The sequence below is a fragment of the Methanotorris igneus Kol 5 genome, from assembly GCF_000214415.1.
Taxonomy (GTDB): domain Archaea; phylum AGJL01; class Methanococci; order Methanococcales; family Methanococcaceae; genus Methanotorris; species Methanotorris igneus.
In genome coordinates, this window is record NC_015562.1 from 183,371 (window position 1) to 200,378 (window position 17,008).

General features: G+C 32.1%; 17 protein-coding genes. 9 read left to right on the forward strand and 8 right to left on the reverse strand.

Going from position 1 to position 17,008, the window contains the following annotated elements:
• Positions 1 to 48: 48 nt before the first annotated feature.
• Positions 49 to 1,134 carry an ATP-binding protein gene (locus tag METIG_RS00890; protein ID WP_013798346.1) on the forward strand — a complete coding sequence of 362 codons (1,086 nt, stop codon included), beginning with the start codon at positions 49 to 51 and terminating at the stop codon, positions 1,132 to 1,134.
• 43 nt (positions 1,135 to 1,177) lie between these two features.
• On the opposite strand, the gene METIG_RS00895 is transcribed toward METIG_RS00890, so the two are convergent.
• The gene (locus tag METIG_RS00895; protein WP_013798347.1) at positions 1,178 to 2,107 is read right to left on the reverse strand and encodes a methionine synthase; all 930 of its coding nucleotides are present in this window, start codon (positions 2,105 to 2,107) and stop codon (positions 1,178 to 1,180) included.
• 451 nt (positions 2,108 to 2,558) lie between these two features.
• Here METIG_RS00895 and METIG_RS00900 point away from each other — a divergent pair, with 451 nt between their 5' ends.
• Positions 2,559 to 3,539 (forward strand): transcriptional regulator, encoded by a 981-nt coding sequence (locus METIG_RS00900; RefSeq protein ID WP_048055630.1) that lies wholly within the window; start codon positions 2,559 to 2,561, stop codon positions 3,537 to 3,539.
• A gap of 11 nt (positions 3,540 to 3,550) precedes the next feature.
• Here METIG_RS00900 and METIG_RS00905 read toward each other — a convergent pair whose 3' ends face one another.
• A complete protein-coding gene (locus METIG_RS00905) occupies positions 3,551 to 4,204 on the reverse strand; it encodes a metal-dependent hydrolase (RefSeq protein ID WP_013798349.1) in 654 nt (217 codons plus the stop codon).
• A gap of 668 nt (positions 4,205 to 4,872) precedes the next feature.
• Positions 4,873 to 6,228: a TldD/PmbA family protein gene (locus tag METIG_RS00910; RefSeq protein ID WP_013798350.1), complete on the reverse strand. Its 1,356-nt coding sequence runs from the start codon at positions 6,226 to 6,228 to the stop codon at positions 4,873 to 4,875.
• Positions 6,229 to 6,317: 89 nt separating this feature from the next.
• Here METIG_RS00910 and METIG_RS00915 point away from each other — a divergent pair, with 89 nt between their 5' ends.
• The 4 genes from METIG_RS00915 (at position 6,318) to fsa (ending at position 9,799) form a co-directional block, all read left to right on the forward strand.
• On the forward strand, positions 6,318 to 6,974 hold the full coding sequence (locus tag METIG_RS00915) for a hypothetical protein (RefSeq protein ID WP_013798351.1): 657 nt from the start codon (positions 6,318 to 6,320) through the stop codon (positions 6,972 to 6,974).
• Positions 6,971 to 7,702 carry a uroporphyrinogen-III synthase gene (locus METIG_RS00920; protein ID WP_013798352.1) on the forward strand — a complete coding sequence of 244 codons (732 nt, stop codon included), beginning with the start codon at positions 6,971 to 6,973 and terminating at the stop codon, positions 7,700 to 7,702. The genes METIG_RS00915 and METIG_RS00920 overlap by 4 nt, the downstream gene beginning before the upstream one ends.
• Before the next feature lie 74 nt (positions 7,703 to 7,776).
• Positions 7,777 to 8,871 (forward strand): hydrogenase formation protein HypD, encoded by a 1,095-nt coding sequence (hypD, locus tag METIG_RS00925; protein WP_048055631.1) that lies wholly within the window; start codon positions 7,777 to 7,779, stop codon positions 8,869 to 8,871.
• A gap of 274 nt (positions 8,872 to 9,145) precedes the next feature.
• Positions 9,146 to 9,799, forward strand: coding sequence for a fructose-6-phosphate aldolase (fsa, locus tag METIG_RS00930; protein WP_013798354.1), 654 nt, complete (start codon positions 9,146 to 9,148; stop codon positions 9,797 to 9,799).
• A gap of 36 nt (positions 9,800 to 9,835) precedes the next feature.
• On the opposite strand, the gene METIG_RS00935 is transcribed toward fsa, so the two are convergent.
• Positions 9,836 to 10,591, reverse strand: coding sequence for an HD domain-containing protein (locus METIG_RS00935; protein ID WP_013798355.1), 756 nt, complete (start codon positions 10,589 to 10,591; stop codon positions 9,836 to 9,838).
• 559 nt (positions 10,592 to 11,150) lie between these two features.
• Here METIG_RS00935 and METIG_RS00940 point away from each other — a divergent pair.
• Both METIG_RS00940 and METIG_RS09675 read left to right on the forward strand, forming a co-directional pair.
• Positions 11,151 to 11,336 (forward strand): hypothetical protein, encoded by a 186-nt coding sequence (locus METIG_RS00940; protein ID WP_013798356.1) that lies wholly within the window; start codon positions 11,151 to 11,153, stop codon positions 11,334 to 11,336.
• A 164-nt stretch (positions 11,337 to 11,500) separates the two neighbouring features.
• Positions 11,501 to 11,626 (forward strand): hypothetical protein, encoded by a 126-nt coding sequence (locus METIG_RS09675; protein WP_281033948.1) that lies wholly within the window; start codon positions 11,501 to 11,503, stop codon positions 11,624 to 11,626.
• A 113-nt stretch (positions 11,627 to 11,739) separates the two neighbouring features.
• Here the strand turns inward: METIG_RS09675 and METIG_RS00945 are convergent, their stop codons facing one another.
• From METIG_RS00945 to METIG_RS00960, 4 genes are all read right to left on the reverse strand, one after another.
• Complete coding sequence (locus tag METIG_RS00945) at positions 11,740 to 12,159, reverse strand: archease (RefSeq protein WP_013798358.1); 420 nt, start codon at positions 12,157 to 12,159, stop codon at positions 11,740 to 11,742.
• Between the two features lie 2 nt (positions 12,160 to 12,161).
• Positions 12,162 to 13,187 (reverse strand): RNA 3'-terminal phosphate cyclase, encoded by a 1,026-nt coding sequence (rtcA, locus tag METIG_RS00950; protein WP_083809476.1) that lies wholly within the window; start codon positions 13,185 to 13,187, stop codon positions 12,162 to 12,164.
• 4 nt (positions 13,188 to 13,191) lie between these two features.
• Positions 13,192 to 13,599, reverse strand: a complete 408-nt coding sequence (locus METIG_RS00955; protein ID WP_013798360.1) for a hypothetical protein — start codon at positions 13,597 to 13,599, stop codon at positions 13,192 to 13,194.
• A gap of 153 nt (positions 13,600 to 13,752) precedes the next feature.
• On the reverse strand, positions 13,753 to 14,547 hold the full coding sequence (locus METIG_RS00960; RefSeq protein WP_013798361.1) for an NOL1/NOP2/sun family putative RNA methylase: 795 nt from the start codon (positions 14,545 to 14,547) through the stop codon (positions 13,753 to 13,755).
• An 898-nt stretch (positions 14,548 to 15,445) separates the two neighbouring features.
• On the opposite strand from METIG_RS00960, the gene METIG_RS00965 reads away from it, so the two are divergent.
• The gene (locus METIG_RS00965) at positions 15,446 to 16,372 is read left to right on the forward strand and encodes a DUF1611 domain-containing protein (protein WP_013798362.1); all 927 of its coding nucleotides are present in this window, start codon (positions 15,446 to 15,448) and stop codon (positions 16,370 to 16,372) included.
• The last annotated feature ends 636 nt before the right edge of the window (positions 16,373 to 17,008 follow it).

The window sequence follows — 17,008 nt, forward strand, 5'->3', positions numbered from 1 at the left end:
CCTTGCTACACTCGATGATGCCCCTTTAAATAATAATTTGGTGATAAAATGAAATTTTTTAATAGAGAGAAAGAAATCAATGAAATCTTACACATTTTGAGTAAAGAGTCGGATGATATTTATTTTATTTATGGCCCATTAAATAGTGGAAAGACCGCTTTAATAAATCACATAATAAACAATGAATTAAAAAAATTCAATAAAAAATATGCTGTCTTTTATGTTAATTTTAGAGAATATGATATATTTTCAATGGATAATTTTGTCGAAGCGCTGTTTGAAATTGATGAAAACTCAGAAGAAAAGACAATGAAATCATATATAGAGAGCTTTACAAAAAGTGTGAACGATATTATAAATCTTTATTATGGAATAAAAGTCCCAGAACCAATATTGAATAAATTATTTGGAGAAAAAGAAAAAGGAAGATTGGTTTTTAAGTTTATTAGGGACTTATTTATAAGTTTGAATAAGAAGGGAGTTCAACCAGTATTCATTTTAGATGAGTTGCAGATGATTAAAGATATTGTTATGAACGGTGAAAAACCATTATTAAAAAGTTTATTTCAATTTTTAGTCTCTTTAACAAAAGAGAGACATATAGCCTATTGTCTTTGCCTAAGTTCTGATAGTTTGTTTATTGAGTATGTTTATAACATTGGAGAGTTAGAAGGAAGGGCTAAATATCTTTTAGTGGATGATTTTGATAAAGAAACTACTCTAAAATTTATTGACTTTTTAACCAAAGAAAAATTAAATAAAACTCTATCTGATGGGGATAGAGAGTTAATTTACTCTTATGTAGGAGGCAAGCCAAAGGATATAAAGTATGTTGTTGAAGAAAGCAAGTTTAAAGATTTGAGAGAAATCTTAGAGCATATGCTTAGAGATGAAATTCAAAAGTTAAAGTATTTCTTAGAAGATGTTAAAGAAGAAGATGAGGAGTTTTATAAAAAAATCGTTGATGTATTGAGAATATTTAAAGAAAATTATGAAGTTGAAGATACAATAATAAATAAAAAAATTAGAGAGTTTTTGATTAAAAGGAATATTTTATTCTTAAATCCACAAAAAGGAACTTTAAAACCGCAGAGTTATTTAGTTTGGAATGCAATAAAGAGGGTGATAAAATGAAATTCTATAACAGAGAAAAAGAACTTGACTATCTAAAAAATTTTTAACCGATTAATTTACTCGCAGCAACCATATTTTTTAATTTATTGTATGCGATGTCTATTGGCAACAGCCTCATACCACAATCTGGGTCTATGAGCATAAATTCCTTAACATCCTTATTTTTTAAGTTGTCGTTATTCTTTAAAATTTCTATACCTTCCTCTATTAACGCTTTGATTTCATTAACATCTTCAACTTTTTTTGATTTTGTATTTACACAACCAAACCCCACTTTTTTCTCAATAATTTCAAGAACTTCAAGATTTTTTCTATTTGAGGCAAATTCATGGTCAAGAATATCAACATTAAATTCATTTAAGTCCTCAAATATATCCACAACATCCCCACAAACATGCAGTGCAACAGGAACCTTGATATCCTTTGTTATTAAGTTTATTGCCTTTCTTGCAACATCCAAATCATAGAGTTTTGTGGATAATATTGGTTCATCAATTTGAATCATCTTTACATAATCTTGGATTGCCATGACCTCCTTTTTCAAAGCCACTGCTATATCGTATATCAATTTCTCATCTTTGTTATCTGAATAATAACCTTCAACCCTAACAGAAGAGGCAATTGTGCACGGCCCTGTTATAATGCCTTTTACACCCTTACCGTTGCCATGTTTTGAGAGTATTTTTAAGGTATATTTTATGTCATTCAGTATTATTGGCTTTGTATATTCAATTTTTCCAATGACTCTTTTCCCCTCAAATCCATACATATTATTCACAAATATTTCAACCATATCTCCCCTAACTTGCCCATCACTAACGATATCAATCCCAGCAGATAATTGGTCTATAACTGCCTTTTCTATGGCATATTTATATTCATCAAACATTCCCAAAAAATTCTTGATCTTCTCAACAATTGTCTCTGGCTTTTTTGTTATGACAGGATAACTTCCTACTACTGTTGTAATCATAGTCATCAACCTAAAAAACGTTATGATATTTTATAGTTTTTATGCGAATGAGTGTTATATAGTCGTTCTACAATTAGATGACAGTTAGCATAACTCTAATTTAAATTAAAATTTTGTTAAATTACCTAAAATTTAAAATTTGAGATTATAGTCAGTGCTGTAATTTGTAGAACGGCTATATAAATAACTAACTAAACTTAAATTTTCAATTTGGTACTACTTAACAAACATCTAATTTAAATTTTAAGTTGGTGATGGCTATCATTTAATGCAGAACAATTATATCTTTGCTTAACTTTAATTATCGCAATTTTAGTTTCAATTTTCAGATTTTTTCATATTATTTTGTTGTTGTTTTATTGAAATAAAAATGCAATAAAGTTTATATACCCAATAACCATAAAAAATATATATGAGATAGATTAGTGTGAGACGGGAGGTGATCACTGTGATGAGAGAAATATTATTAGCCGAATGCATCAACTTATTAAGAAGTCATAATTTTAATGTCTCACAACCTTTAGGAAGAGCATGCTTTGATATCATCGCTAACAGAGGATATGTAAGATTGTTGATAAAAATATTAAAAAATATTGACAGTTTAAGTGAAGAACAGTCAAAAGAACTCTTGAAAATAGCAAACATCTTATCCGCAGTTCCAATAATAATTGGAATAAGAACGAGAAATGCTATGATGGAGCATGGTGTAGTGTACGATAGATACAACATAAAAGCAGTTACATTTGAGACCTTTGAGGAATACCTGAAAGGTAGCCCACCCGTAGTGTATGCGCATAGGGGTGGATTCTTCGTAAAAATTGATGGCGAGGCATTAAAAAGAGCAAGAGAGAGGTTAAATGTATCTGTTGGAGAGTTGGCTGAGGCATCAGGGGTCTCAAGAAAAACCATATACAAATATGAGCAAAATAAGGCAAATCCATCAGTAGAAGTTGCTATGAGAATTGAAGAATATTTAGATGTCCCATTGGCAAAAGGTATAGATTTATTTGAACCAGTAAATGTCCAAAAAGATAACGAAAGTCAGAAAAGAGGACCTCCATTTCCTCCAGACGAAGAAATCAACATTGAGGAATATAAAAAACAGGCACTAAATATATTGAATGAATTGGGTTTCAACTTAATACCAACTTTAAGAGCTCCTTTTGATGCTGTTGCAGAAAAACATGAAGAAAAACACAACATTCTATTAACAAACATTGGAGAGCAGGAAAATGAAGACATAAGAAGAAGAGCAATATTGGTCAGAGAAATATCAAAACTCTTAGATGGATATTCACTATTAATTTTGGAGAAAAAAGAAAGACACTACAAAAATTTGGCAGTAATTAGCATGAAAGAACTTGAAAAAATGGATGATGCATTAGATTTAATTGAATTTATAAAGGATATGTTAAAGTCAGACAAATGGTAAGGAACCAAACTTTAGAGATCTATCGGCTCTCCTATTTTTGGAATTATAACTTCAACTCCCAAGCCCTCTGCTAATTTTTTGAATTCGTTAGGGTCTGCTTTTATTAATGGGAATGTATTGTAGTGCATTGGAATAACAACTTCAGGATAGAGTAACTCAATAGCTATTAAAGCCTCTTTTATATCCATCGTGTATCTTCCACCAATTGGTAATAGTGCAATACTTGGTGAATAAATTTCCCCAATCAACTCCATATCACTAAACACTCCAGTGTCTCCCGCATGGTAAACCCTATCATTTACAATAAATCCTCCTGCAACTCCTCCACTGATGTTGGGGGCAATATCTGAAGAATGTTCCGCTTTAACCATGGTCAATTTTGCATTGTTTATAACAATAGTCCCCCCAATATTCATGCCTTCTGCACAAACCCCCAATTCTTGTAAATAAACGCTAATCTCATGATTTGCCACAACAGGAACATTGTATTCTTTTGAAAGTTTCTCTGCATTACCTAAATGATCTCCATGCCCATGAGTTACCGCTATTACATCTACACCTTCCATAATCTCATCAAATGGAATATCACAGAGAGGATTTGGAACAAATGGATCTATAAGGACATTATCAACTTTAAAGCATGCATGTCCATACCACGTTATCATATAACCACCCCAAATGAATCTTAAATTTTCTTTTTCTTTTATTTTTAATTTTTAGTTTTTTTAATTTATCTTATATCTCTATTAGTATATAAAAATGTATGCCGTTCATTTATTTATAGACTTAAAAATTTCAATATAATTATTAGCAGTCTTACCAACATATCCACTTCTTCAAAATTGTATAAGTTCTTTTTAAATTCAATGCACACTATATTTATAAATCTACGGGTAAAAGGGATTTTCTACCACTTTGCACGTTTCCATCCTTGTTTTAATGGATGAGTAATTCAAACAGTTTGAATTGGTTTTTACTCTATAACCTTAGCACTATTGTTTCCATCCTTGTTTTAATGGATGAGGTATTCAAACCCTATAACTTCATCCTTATTTTATGCCCAAACTCCTATATAAATTTTTTTTCAACCCGAATTTTCTTACTGCCCAATTATTGAAACCTTTATAAGAGTAAGAAAAATTGTGCAAGTTCTTTTTAAATCCAATGCACAACCACGCCAACAAATCTCAATGATTAAACTTATTTCATATAATCCAAAACCAATTCAAACTTAAAATAACACAAACTCATTTATAATCTCAAAATTCCTTCGGAATTTTTACGACTTACTCACTTCGTTCGTAAGAAGCAAGAAAAGAGAATTAAAAATTGGTTAGGATAATATTGCGATAGTCCTTATACTTCCCCCTCCATCTCCAACAGGAACACTCTGTCCATTCTTGCCACAATAACCAACACTCAACTTAAATTCTTTTGTTACAGCATCTACGTTATATAATATATTCAATATCTCCCCACTTAACCCAGCATCTTTTAAAGGGGTTGTTAATTCCCCATTTTCAATTAAGAATGCTTCAACTGCACTAAATTGGAACAATCCTTTTCCAGTATCAACTTGACCCCCTCTTGAACCTTTTAAGAATATTCCATCTTTTGTGTCCTCCAACAACTCCTCAAAGTCCCAATCTCCCGGTTTTATAAATGTGTTACTCATCCTTACAATTGGTCTATTCAACCCTTCTGCCCTCGCATTTCCTGTAACTTCCATATTCAACCTTCCTGCAGTCTCTCTTGTGTGAAGGAAGTTCTTTAATATACCATTTTCAATTATTATTGTTTCTCTCCCCTTCACACCTTCATCATCATACTTATATGAACCAAAGCCTTCAACTTCTGGACTATCTATGACGGTTACATATTCACTTCCAACTTTTTCTCCTATCTTGTCCTTAAAGACGCTGTCATTCTGTAAAACCAAATCTGCCTCTGATGCGTGCCCTACTGCTTCATGGATAAATACCCCTGTCAATTCTGGGTCAAGAATAACTTTAAATTTTCCTTTTGGGCATGGTTTTGCATAAAGTAATCTTATTGCCCTCTCTTTTGCAGATTTTGCAATGTTTTCAATGTTTGCATTTTTTATAACCTCAAATCCATCCCCACCAACCCTCTCAGATGCATACTGCAAAGTTCCATCCTTTGCAACTGCCGTTAGATACATTATTGTCCTCATTCTTTCGGATTCTATTCTTGTTCCCTCACTGTTCATAAATAATGAATATCCAACAGCATCTGAGTAAGAGACAGAAGTGCTAACTACCTTATCCCCAAACATATTCTCATGTGCCAATAAAACAAATTCCTTTTTTTCATCAATATTAACATCTTTTGGATTTATTTTTGCCTTTGGTTTAACTTTATCAACAACCGCTTTAACTTCTTTTAAAATAACCTCTTTATCCGTATATTCATTAGAAACCTTAGCCATCTTATATGCCTTATTTATTAGGTTCTCAATTTCTTTCAAATCAATAACATTTGAAGTAGCAAATCCCCATGCATTTTTATATAAAACCCTAACTGCAACTCCTCCTCCTGCTCCAGATGAAATCTCATCTATCTTCCCATCTTTTAAAATTATGTGGTTGCTTTCCCCATGATTTATTCTTATATCTGCGTAGGTTCCAACTTCTAAGAGTTTCTCCAATTTTTCAATGTTGATATCCATATCATCACCAAAAAACTTTTATGTTTTTGTGGCTAAAATTTGTTGGCAAAACCCAAAGGGTTTTGCCGTATAAAGAATAAGGTGGGATTTTGAGGAAATTTATTCTATTTTTCGTATTAATAAATGTTCTACCAGTAGTTATTGCTGGATGGTATTTATATGAAAATATTGGGGGTGCAGAGTCCGTAGATGAAGTTATTGAAAATGCCCCATTTGGTGAATTTATATACCTCGACCACAATATGATTATAGCAAATAAGGATAATATGAATAACTTACACGGAATCTATAAAGACCTTTTAATATTTATCAACGGAATTTATATTAGTAGCGACGGAAAATCTTTTGGAATAAAGATGCCCCTTGCATCTACATTAAAATATGTTAGGATTGATAACTATACCTATTATAATGGCTGTGTAATAAAAGGTAATGTCCAATTGGAGAAACCTACATCAAATGATCTAATTACGTTAATACCTCAAAGCTTTAAGGATATTGTTGTTTATAGAAAAGATAGCGTTATCGGTGGATTAATTGAAAATAATGAAATCAAATATGTGTGGGTTTTTAGAAAAAAGAAAAATATTAATGCTAAGATAATTAGGACATATCTTGACAATGTCAAAAAGCATAACCCAAATTTAATTGACTATAGTGTTATCGATTATGGAGACAAGGTTTATGTATATCTCGAATATAGAGGGCTTAGCATAGAATTACCCAATATGAATGTGATAAAATGAAGGTAGTAATAACGAGACCAAGGGAAAGGGCAAGTTATTTTGCTAAGTTATTGGAGGATAATGGTTTTGAGCCAATTTTAATCCCAACATTAGAGTTGGTTTATAAAAAGGACGTTAAGATTGACGTTGACAAATATGACTGGATTCTTTTCACATCCCCAAGCGGTGTAAAGGGGTTGTATGATATAATAGATGACAAAGAAAAAGAAAAAGTCAAAAATAAGAAAATTGGTGCAATTGGGATTAAAACTGCTAAGGCATTTGAGAAGTATTTTGGAAAATATCCAGATGTGGTTCCAAAAGAATATACTGCTGAAGGGTTATTGGAGGAATTAAGAAAAATGATTAATGGAGATGAGAGGTTTTTAATTCCAACAACACCATCAACAAGAGATGTTTTGAAGAATAATTTAAATGCAGATTTGTTTTTTGTTTATACTTCAGAGGAGCCAAAAGATATAAAGGAAAAAGTGGAAAAGTTGAAGGAAATAATAAAAGAAGAGAGTAAAAAAAATAAAAGGATAATCCTCACATTTACAAGTGGCTTAACTGCAAGGAATTTCTTTAAAAATGCAGATAATGAACTCAAAGAACTATTGAAAAACCAATATATCGTTGCAATAGGTCCGGTAACAAAGAAAGAAATAAATAAATTTGGATTTAATGCCTTAACACCAAAAGAATACACCATCGAGGGGATGTTAGAGGTTATTAAAAATTTAAAATGAAACTTTTAGAAAAAGTTGAACGAGGAAAACCTCTTTCAGGTTTTTGTAGCCATAAAATAAAATTTGGTGAAAGGATGATAAATATCAACGATAAGCAGATGATAAGGAAGGCAATAGAGACAATAAACAAACTTTCTCAAAAAGTGGATGATGTTAAGATAATGCACGTTTGCGGTTCTCATGAGCACACAATTTGTAAGTATGGAATTAGGGAAGTTTTGCCAGATAACATAACCGTAATCCCCGGTCCTGGATGTCCTGTTTGTGTCACAACGCAGAAAGAGATAGATACTGCAATATATTTGGCAGAAAATGGCTACACAATAGCAACATTGGGGGATATGTATAGGGTTCCAGGAAGTGAGAAATCATTAATGGAAGCACAATCAGAGGGATATGATGTTAGGATTGTTTATGGTATAAATGATGCAGTGAAAATAGCAAAAAAAGAAGGTAATAAAGTTGTTTTTGTTGCTATTGGATTTGAAACAACTGCTCCAACAACAGCAGCAGAACTTATTGGCCTCAAAAATAAAAATGACAACATAAACTTTTATATCTTAAACTGCCATAGGCAAACCCCACCTGTAATGGAATTTTTGTTAAATGAAGGGAATGTTAATTTAGATGGGTTTATCTGCCCTGGGCATGTTTCAACAATAACCGGGCTAAAGCCCTACTACGAGCCATGTAAAAAATACAATGCCCCAATGGTAGTTGCTGGATTTGAGCCGATAGATGTTTTAATGGCAATAATTATGATTTTAAAGCAGATAATAAATAGAGAAGCAAAGGTAGAGAACGAATATAAAAGAGTAGTGAGAGAGAAAGGTAATGTAATGGCCCAAAAAATTATGAATGAAGTTTTTGAACCAATAGATATTCCATGGAGAGGATTTCCAGTCATTAAAAATGGTGGTTTGGGATTAAAGGAGGAATACAAAAAATTCGACATATTTGAAGTAGAGGACATCCCTCCAATAAAGGAAAAAATACCAAAAGGTTGCATCTGCGATAAAATATTGAGGGGAGAGAAATTTCCAACTGACTGTAAATTGTTTGGAACTGTATGCACTCCTTTAAACCCAGTTGGAAGTTGCATGGTTTCTGATGAGGGAACTTGCAGGATATTCTATAAATATAAAAAATTTCAAATGAATGAATTATAATTTTAAATTTTATATAGGGGATTTTGTTTTCTATTATAGTTGTGTGCGTTAGAAATTGAACATAACTTCAATAAAATTTATGGTATTAAACACTTAATTTTAAAAATTTAAAAGGGAATAATGACCACTTAAAATTTTATAAGTTTATAAATTAAGTTTAAAAATTAATGGCAAAACCCAAAGGGTTTTGCCGTATATATTTCGCACACAACTATATATTGCATCAAAAATAATTAAAAAATACTATTGAATATAAAAGTAAACAGGTGAGAGGATGAAGTTTTTCTTAGACACTGCAAACGTTGAGCAAATAAAGAAGTTTGTTGAGTTAGGTTTGGTTGATGGAGTTACCACAAACCCAACATTAATAGCGAAAGAAGGTAAGGACTTCCACACTGTCATAAAAGAAATCTGTGAAATTGTTGATGGTCCTGTTAGTGCTGAGGTTGTTTCCTTAGATGCGGAAGGTATGATTAAAGAGGCAAGAGAACTCGCAAGTTTGGCAGATAATGTTGTTATAAAAATACCAATGACAAAAGAGGGAATGAAAGCAGTAAATGTCTTATCAAAAGAAGGAATAAAAACAAACGTTACATTGGTTTTCTCCCCATTACAAGCGTTAATAGCAGCAAAGGCAGGAGCAACTTATGTATCCCCATTCGTCGGTAGGTTAGATGACATTGGGCATGTTGGAATGAAGTTGATTGAGGATGTTGTTAAAATCTACAGAAACTACGACATAAAAACAGAGGTTATTGTTGCATCAGTGAGACACCCAATGCATGTTTTAGAGGCAGCAAGAATTGGAGCAGATATTGCAACAATACCATTTGATGTAATGGATAAAATGTTTAAACACCCATTAACAGACATTGGAATAGAGAGATTCATGAAAGATTGGGAAAACTACTTAAAAAACAAAAAATAAAATAAAGGCAAAATAAATAATTACAACATAAATAGATTATAGCGTTATCTCTTCGAAAACTGGCTTTTCTTTTATAACCTTTGCATATACTGAAACATAGTCCTTAATTCCACTCCATTTTATCTTTTCTCCTAAGATTTCTTGGATTTGGAATATTCCTGCTTCATTTGATAATATAACCTCAATATGTATAGGTTTTTTTGTTCCTTCTTTTATAATAACCTCTTTTATTGCTGCTGCTGAAACTGAGTGGATATCATAACATCCTTTGCATATCGGCACTCTTGACCTACCTTCTGTCATATCTGTCCCATCTGCAACTGCAACAACCCCTGCCTCAATTGTCTGCCCCATTATCCCTTCATTGTGGGAATAAATAGCGTGGAGAGTTTCAGTTATAATTGGAGTTGGGTTTTTGTAGTATTTTTTTAGGATTCTCTCTAAGATTGGCCTTGCCAAGTATGTGGAATGGAAATGATGGTTTAATCTATGTACTGCATTCCCAATGTCATGCAAATATGCGGAGAGTAGGACAATAACCAAAGAATCTTCAAAAGTTCCATTATAATCTCTTACAAAACTTGGTTTAATACCATTTTTGTATAGAATTTTGAGCATTTTTATAGCGTTATTTGCCACGATTTTTGCATGAGTTTTCCCATGGTCATTAAAGCCCATCCTTTTAACAGCCATTATGTTGGACATTTTGAGGAGAGATTTTATTTCTGCATCTTTGCTTATTTCCTCGTATATTTTTTTGGGAATCCCCTCTAAGTTTTGTAGTTCTTCCATCATCTGCACCTCAAAAGTGTTTAGATGTTTGTTATTGAATTTTTTTGGAATTTAGTCTGGTGTTATATAGTCAATGACAGAAGATATTAAAATAATATTTAAGGTAAAAATGGTTGTCTCCCTAATGAGAGACAATCAGATATTCCTTAGTCAATTTTAAAAAGTTTTGTCACTGGCTATAATTTTTATGTTGTTTAGCGTTATTCCAAATCAAAAAGGTAAATATTGAATTTCTTTATAGTTATAAAATGAGTATCAAAAATTTTGCAAACTACTGTGCCTTTATAATCTCGAATAGCATTAAAATTATCATTTTTATTTTGTTTTTGTCACTTTATACTTTATTTTTTCATTAATTTAGGGCTTATTCTGAGTATGAATATCATAAATAAAGAAATCTTTATATAAAATAAGGAAAACTTTAAATAATATGGTTGCTATTATTACCATTTGTATCAAAAACATGTTTTGGTAATAACATAAATAGAAAAGTATATATATGATAATACTAATTTTAGAAATAATAATAAATAATGCAGCATAGGATAGGGGAGATATTATGGACGAAATCGATAAAAAAGCCATAGAAATGCTTTTAAAAGCCCCGTTTATGACCGAGGAGGAGATGAAAAATACTGTTAAAATATTAAAACAAATGGCAAGGATGAAAAAGAACAAAGGTAGTATAAAAGAAATTTTAGATTACTGGGCAAATCAAGCATACATATTATCCATGGAAGCATAAATTTTACCATTTGGTTGTCGCTAAGAAAGCACCACCCTTTAGGGCGGAGAGCCGTTTGAAACTGTTTAATTTTTCATTGACGAATGTGGACATTAATGTATTTTCGTTTTCGAAATTTTTATATATGCGTTTATATACATGTAAATATAAGGATGATGCCTCTGATGAAGGTGGATACTGGAGACCTAAGGAGGCGGACTTTACTGAGTGTTAAACCTATGGGCGGAGCTGGGGTTCTCCCGGAGCGAAGCGACGGGAACTTAAAAACCGTTAGGTTTTTATGTCCGTGACAGGGATGGAGACCGATGATATGTTCCCGATGAACCCAGAGGGAACTGAGGCCGATGACATCCAAGTCCAACGTGGGCATTTGTCTATGATTGTTCACGTTGGACAGACCCCGTCATAGATCAACAATGAATTTAACTACCCACTTATCCCCTTCTTGTTTAACCTCCATTTTGTGGTAAGTTATTGCCTTAACTTCCTCTTTTGGTTCGTGCTTTTCCTTATCAAATTCTTCCCCGTATGCTGTGCATTTTAAATGATAAGTTTCCTCTTCTTTGTCTATTTTTACATCAAATTCAGAAAAAACCAAAAACTCACTATCATGCAAAATTAAAAGCTCAGTTAAAAAATCACACAACAAATCACACAAATTATCTGCAGATACTTCAATTGTTCTTTTTTCTTTTTTTTCAACCTTCTCTATATCAACCATAAGATTAAATAATCCCTTTGCAGCATTGGAAAATGCCTCCTCTAAGGTCTTCCCCTCTGCAATAATTCCCATATCAGCGGTAGTTTCAAAATACTTAAACATAGTTACCCCTCTGTTTTAATTATGTGACCGTTGCAACCATTTTCATTATATTCCTCAATCTCAAATTTAACGTCAAAGAAATTTTCCACAACATAGATGTTAGTGCGAGTATGGTTGGTTATTTTTGAAACTCCAACTCTACCTTTTCCCATCGCTAAGAATGGTATTATTTGGTCTCCCATGTATTTATCTAAAGCCATTCCACTTTTAAGTTCCTCCAATAACCTTTCAGCAGCCATTTTACCAACGATTTCTGACCTTAAACCTTTCTCCCCTAAACAACTTTCCCCAACAGTATCACACCACAAAACTATCCCTGCCCCAGTTGATATACCCTTTGAGTTTTCAAGTTTTATGTTTGGGAGGTAACCGTTCTTCATTAACAATTCTGAGCAGGATTTTCTCATTCTTTTTGGAATATCATCAGTTAAATTCTGAGCGTAGGCAATACCTTCTACTTTTTTATCCTCGCTATGCTCAATTAATTCAATCTCTTTTATTTTTGAAGGTTTTAATGTTAATTTTACAACTCCTCCACCTTCTGGATAAAATCCCCTCTTTAAAACCTCTATATTTGCATCAACTCCCACACAGCTTAAAACTTTCAAAACCACATTTTTCATATAGTCAATTGGTGGAGCATTCTTAACATCAGTTCCACCAGTTATTGTTATGGTTGTTGGCTTTTTTATAACTGCAGAGATAGGTAAAAGTGTCTGAATAACCAAAGATATGCTCCCAGCGGTTCCAATATCAAGTTTAAAACTTTTTGGGGATATTTTGTTTGGATAAAATGTTAATTCCTCTGAACCAACATAGAGCCCATCAACATCTGCATTACATAATTTTTTAACTGCTTTTACGCATGCAATATGTTGATAAGAGAGCCCTTTATTTTTTCTTTTTTTCCTAATGTTTATTATCTTCACTGGTTTTTGTGTTATTGCAGATAGTGCAATAGAAGTCCTAACAATTTGTCCTCCTCCCTCCAAATAACTACCATCAATAACAATCACATCTTCGCTCAAAGCATCACCTTAATAATCTTTTTAATATAAAAATAATAATGTCCAATTCATCATCAGAAATTTCATCAGACCTCATAATTTTTAGAATTTTATGTATTTTTGAATAATCTTTCTTATAAATTTCAAAAATCTTTTCGGAATTTTCTGTTAATTTATAAATCTTTTTTTCTTTTCCCGTTTTTGTTTTTTCAATGGACTTAATCTCTAAACAATTCAATTTTTTTAGTTCATTTATTGCATCACTTATAGTTTGTTCTTTGATATAATGCTTTTCAATATCAACACATTTTAGGTTTTTAATATTTTGATTGAGTTTCTTTGTGATATTATATATCGTTAGTTCTTCCCCTTTTTTACCAAGAATGAGTATATCTTCCATTATTTTTAATTTGTCGTGAACTTTTTTTGGCATTCTACCCCACCTTTTTAAAACAAACTTCAAAAAGGGATGCTGGATTTTTTGAATATTTCTTTATATACCCACGAATTTAGGGTATATTAGAACCTGCGGGGGTGAAATGATGGTTGCTCCAAGAAAACCAAAAAGTCCAAAAAAATAACATAATTAATCCTTAATTTTCATAAGTTTTGCAATGAAGAATGGTTCGTTTGGGGGGATTACTCTTAAAGTCCCTTCTATCCCTCCTTCAATAACATTTATCCCTTTAAAATTATTTTCAATAGGTAAAAGTTCAACATCATCCCTCTTGTTTAATATATATTCTATAACCCCCTCGTTTTCCTCCTCTTCAGCGGAACACGTGCTATAAACCAAAACTCCCCCTTCTTTTAATAAATCAATTCCCGCGTCAATAAGTTCTTTCTGCCTATTTGAGCAATATATTATATCTTCTTTTGTTACACTTCTGCTTTTGTCTTTTATTACATTTCCACTGCATGGGGCATCCAACAATATTTTATCAAACTTTAAATCCTTCTCTTTTAAATGCAGTACATTCATATTCAGCATAATGACATTTGCTATACCCATCCTATTTATATTTGCCTTTAAACTCTTCATCCTACTACTTTTTATTTCAACGGCAATGATTGCCCCTTCGTTATTCATAAGTTGAGCTAAATGTGTTGTTTTCCCTCCCGGAGCAGCACACATATCCAAAACTAAATCATCCTTTGAAGGATTTAAAACTATTGGCGGTATCATTGAAGATATGCTTTGAACAAAGTAATATCCAAACAGATACTCTGGTGTTGCCCCTACTGAAAAAGGGGATTCCAAGACTTCAAAAGCATAAGGTAAAAATGTCTCTTTCAGCATAACCCCTTTATTTTCCAACCTATTTTTTAATGTTTCTGGATTTATCTTTAGTGTATTTACTCTTATATACTGTAGGTTCAATTTCTCACCTATTGGGTAAAATTTCTTGGGTTTTTAACCAAAAGTTGTGCAGCAAATGCAGTACAGTATCTCCGAGCATCATAACAAACTATAATTAAATGACTACAATAAAAAAACTGTAGTTTCCATCAAATTGATAAATATTTAAATTCATTGTTATGGGCTATACAATAAACCTCACAAAAAATAGTTGGAGGTGATAACATCACAGAAAAATCTGAAATTTAAAGAATTGGGGGTTTAATAAAACTTATGCGAGCTAAGCTCTATCCGATAGTCGCTAAATATATAATCGTGTGCGGAATTCTTCATATTTAGATATTTATATGTATGAATTAACTTCATCACCTTCTTAATATTGTGTAAAGTAATTATAGTCAGTGACAAAACTTTCTGAATTAAATAAGGAATATTTGACTACCTTCCTAATGGAAGGTAGTCATTTTTACCTTGATTAATTTTAATACCTTTTGTCACTGACTATAAAAAACACAAAACCCATAACATTTAAAGAATTTTGATATAATTACATATTTATATGTTTGATGAGAACTATGGTTTAGTAAATTACTTGAAACTAAATTAATCATATTTGATCAATTAGCGTATAAAATAAGCAAAAGCTATATATACCCACATAAATATTCTGAAATCTTTTTGTAATGTGTAAATATACAGCCCTCCGAACAAAAATATTTGGAACATTAACATCATCAAAATTTTCTATAAAAGTTTATTTATTTCAACAAAATTTGATTTTGAATATTATAAATCACCGTAATTTTCCACTTATTAATGTCTGGGACTATAATCTAACAATAAGATTATAACCAATAAATTATAACCAAATAAACATTATTATTAGGATCATCTATCAAAAATTTGGGAAAGGGAGATTGTGATAGAGAGAGCAAAAATATCTCATGAAAACAAAGTTTCAGATGGACTTAAGAAATTTAGTAATATTATTATTGATGAGAGGAATTACGATACATTTATCTGGACAAAAGAGATTTTATACAAAGAAGATTTGAAAATTTGGGCCGAATCTATAGCAAGCGAAATTGAAAAAGGAAAAAATATATACAACATGGCACGACTCTACCGTGTTAATGATGTTAAAAGTTTAATGGATTTGGCTTATAGTTATGGAGTTGAGGTTTTTGACACTTCAAACCCACAGAGATTTAAAGAATTGAGAAAATTTGCAGAGGAAGGGCTAAAAGGCATAAAAAGTAAAGTAATAACCATAATGGGGACTGGGAGACAGTGTGGAAAATTTACGACATCCTTTATTCTTAAAAAAGAATTGGAAAAAAGAGGTTATAGTGTTGGTGTTGTTGGGACTGACCCACATGCATTGTTGTGTGGAGCAGATGAAATGGTTATTCCACAAGTTATAGAAGCCTGCCATGTAGCTCCAACAATATTCGGTGCAGTAAAAAAGGTAGATCTAATGGATAAAGATGTCATTATTGTTTCAAGCCAGACTGGAATCCTTGCTGATGCTTTGGAGGTTGGAACAGGTAGGGGAGGGGGAGTTATAAGCACGGCAATTTTAATGGGCTCAAAGCCAGATTTTGTGATATTGGCTACAAAAGAAACCAATATAGAACTAATAAAAAAGAATATCAAAATCATAGAACTCCTAAGCGATAAAGAGGTTATAGGAATTACATTCAACAGCAAAAATTTAGGACATGAGGAGACAAAAAGAACAATAGAACATCTAAGTTCTAAGTTAAATTTACCTATTGCTGATGTCGTGAAAAATATCAACTTAAAAGAGCTAATAGATTGTGTCGAAGAGCATATATCAAAGTGATTTTATCTCTGGTTAAATTCTATTTCTATACTTGTTTTAATGGATTGGGGTCTTCCCGATGTGAGTGTAAGTGAATTTTTATACTCGTAGAAGAGTTTTGCCATAATATTTGGGTGACATCGGCCTCAACTCTCCTCTGGGTTCATTGGAGAGTAAATCATCGACCTCCACCCCAGCCACGGACATAAAAACCTAACGGTTTTTAAGTTCCCGTCGCTTCGCTCCGGGAGAACCCCAACTCCGCCTATGCAATGGTTTTAACCCTGCCCTCTTGGGACTCCATTTTACTCCCGCATCTGGGCAGGAGTATAAAAAACTCCCAACCGAAATCGTACAGACTTACAAGATTAAACACAATTAGCAGTTATGCATATTATCGTATATATAGTTTTCTAATACATTATTGATCACTAGTAATCACAAATGCACATATAAAACACAACAGTTTCAAACGGCAATTCAAACCCTTCAACTTCATCCTTATTTTGTGCCCAAATTCCCCATATAAATCTTCTTTTTTAACCCTATTTTTCTTACTCATGATTATTGAAACCCTATATAAAAGCAAGAAAGATTGTGCAAGTTATTCTTAAATTCAATGCACAACCATGACAATAAATATCAATAATTAGTAGA

Bases quoted from the DNA above. Each gene is read 5' to 3' on its own strand.
- METIG_RS00890 (WP_013798346.1), top strand. From the start codon at position 49: ATGAAATTTTTTAATAGAGAGAAAGAAATCAATGAAATCTTACACATT.
- METIG_RS00895 (WP_013798347.1), bottom strand. From the start codon at position 2,107: ATGATTACAACAGTAGTAGGAAGTTATCCTGTCATAACAAAAAAGCCA.
- METIG_RS00900 (WP_048055630.1), top strand. From the start codon at position 2,559: ATGAGAGAAATATTATTAGCCGAATGCATCAACTTATTAAGAAGTCAT.
- METIG_RS00905 (WP_013798349.1), bottom strand. From the start codon at position 4,204: ATGATAACGTGGTATGGACATGCATGCTTTAAAGTTGATAATGTCCTT.
- METIG_RS00910 (WP_013798350.1), bottom strand. From the start codon at position 6,228: ATGGATATCAACATTGAAAAATTGGAGAAACTCTTAGAAGTTGGAACC.
- METIG_RS00920 (WP_013798352.1), top strand. From the start codon at position 6,971: ATGAAGGTAGTAATAACGAGACCAAGGGAAAGGGCAAGTTATTTTGCT.
- hypD (WP_048055631.1), top strand. From the start codon at position 7,777: ATGATAAATATCAACGATAAGCAGATGATAAGGAAGGCAATAGAGACA.
- fsa (WP_013798354.1), top strand. From the start codon at position 9,146: ATGAAGTTTTTCTTAGACACTGCAAACGTTGAGCAAATAAAGAAGTTT.
- METIG_RS00935 (WP_013798355.1), bottom strand. From the start codon at position 10,591: ATGGAAGAACTACAAAACTTAGAGGGGATTCCCAAAAAAATATACGAG.
- METIG_RS00940 (WP_013798356.1), top strand. From the start codon at position 11,151: ATGGACGAAATCGATAAAAAAGCCATAGAAATGCTTTTAAAAGCCCCG.
- METIG_RS09675 (WP_281033948.1), top strand. From the start codon at position 11,501: ATGAAGGTGGATACTGGAGACCTAAGGAGGCGGACTTTACTGAGTGTT.
- METIG_RS00945 (WP_013798358.1), bottom strand. From the start codon at position 12,159: ATGTTTAAGTATTTTGAAACTACCGCTGATATGGGAATTATTGCAGAG.
- METIG_RS00955 (WP_013798360.1), bottom strand. From the start codon at position 13,599: ATGCCAAAAAAAGTTCACGACAAATTAAAAATAATGGAAGATATACTC.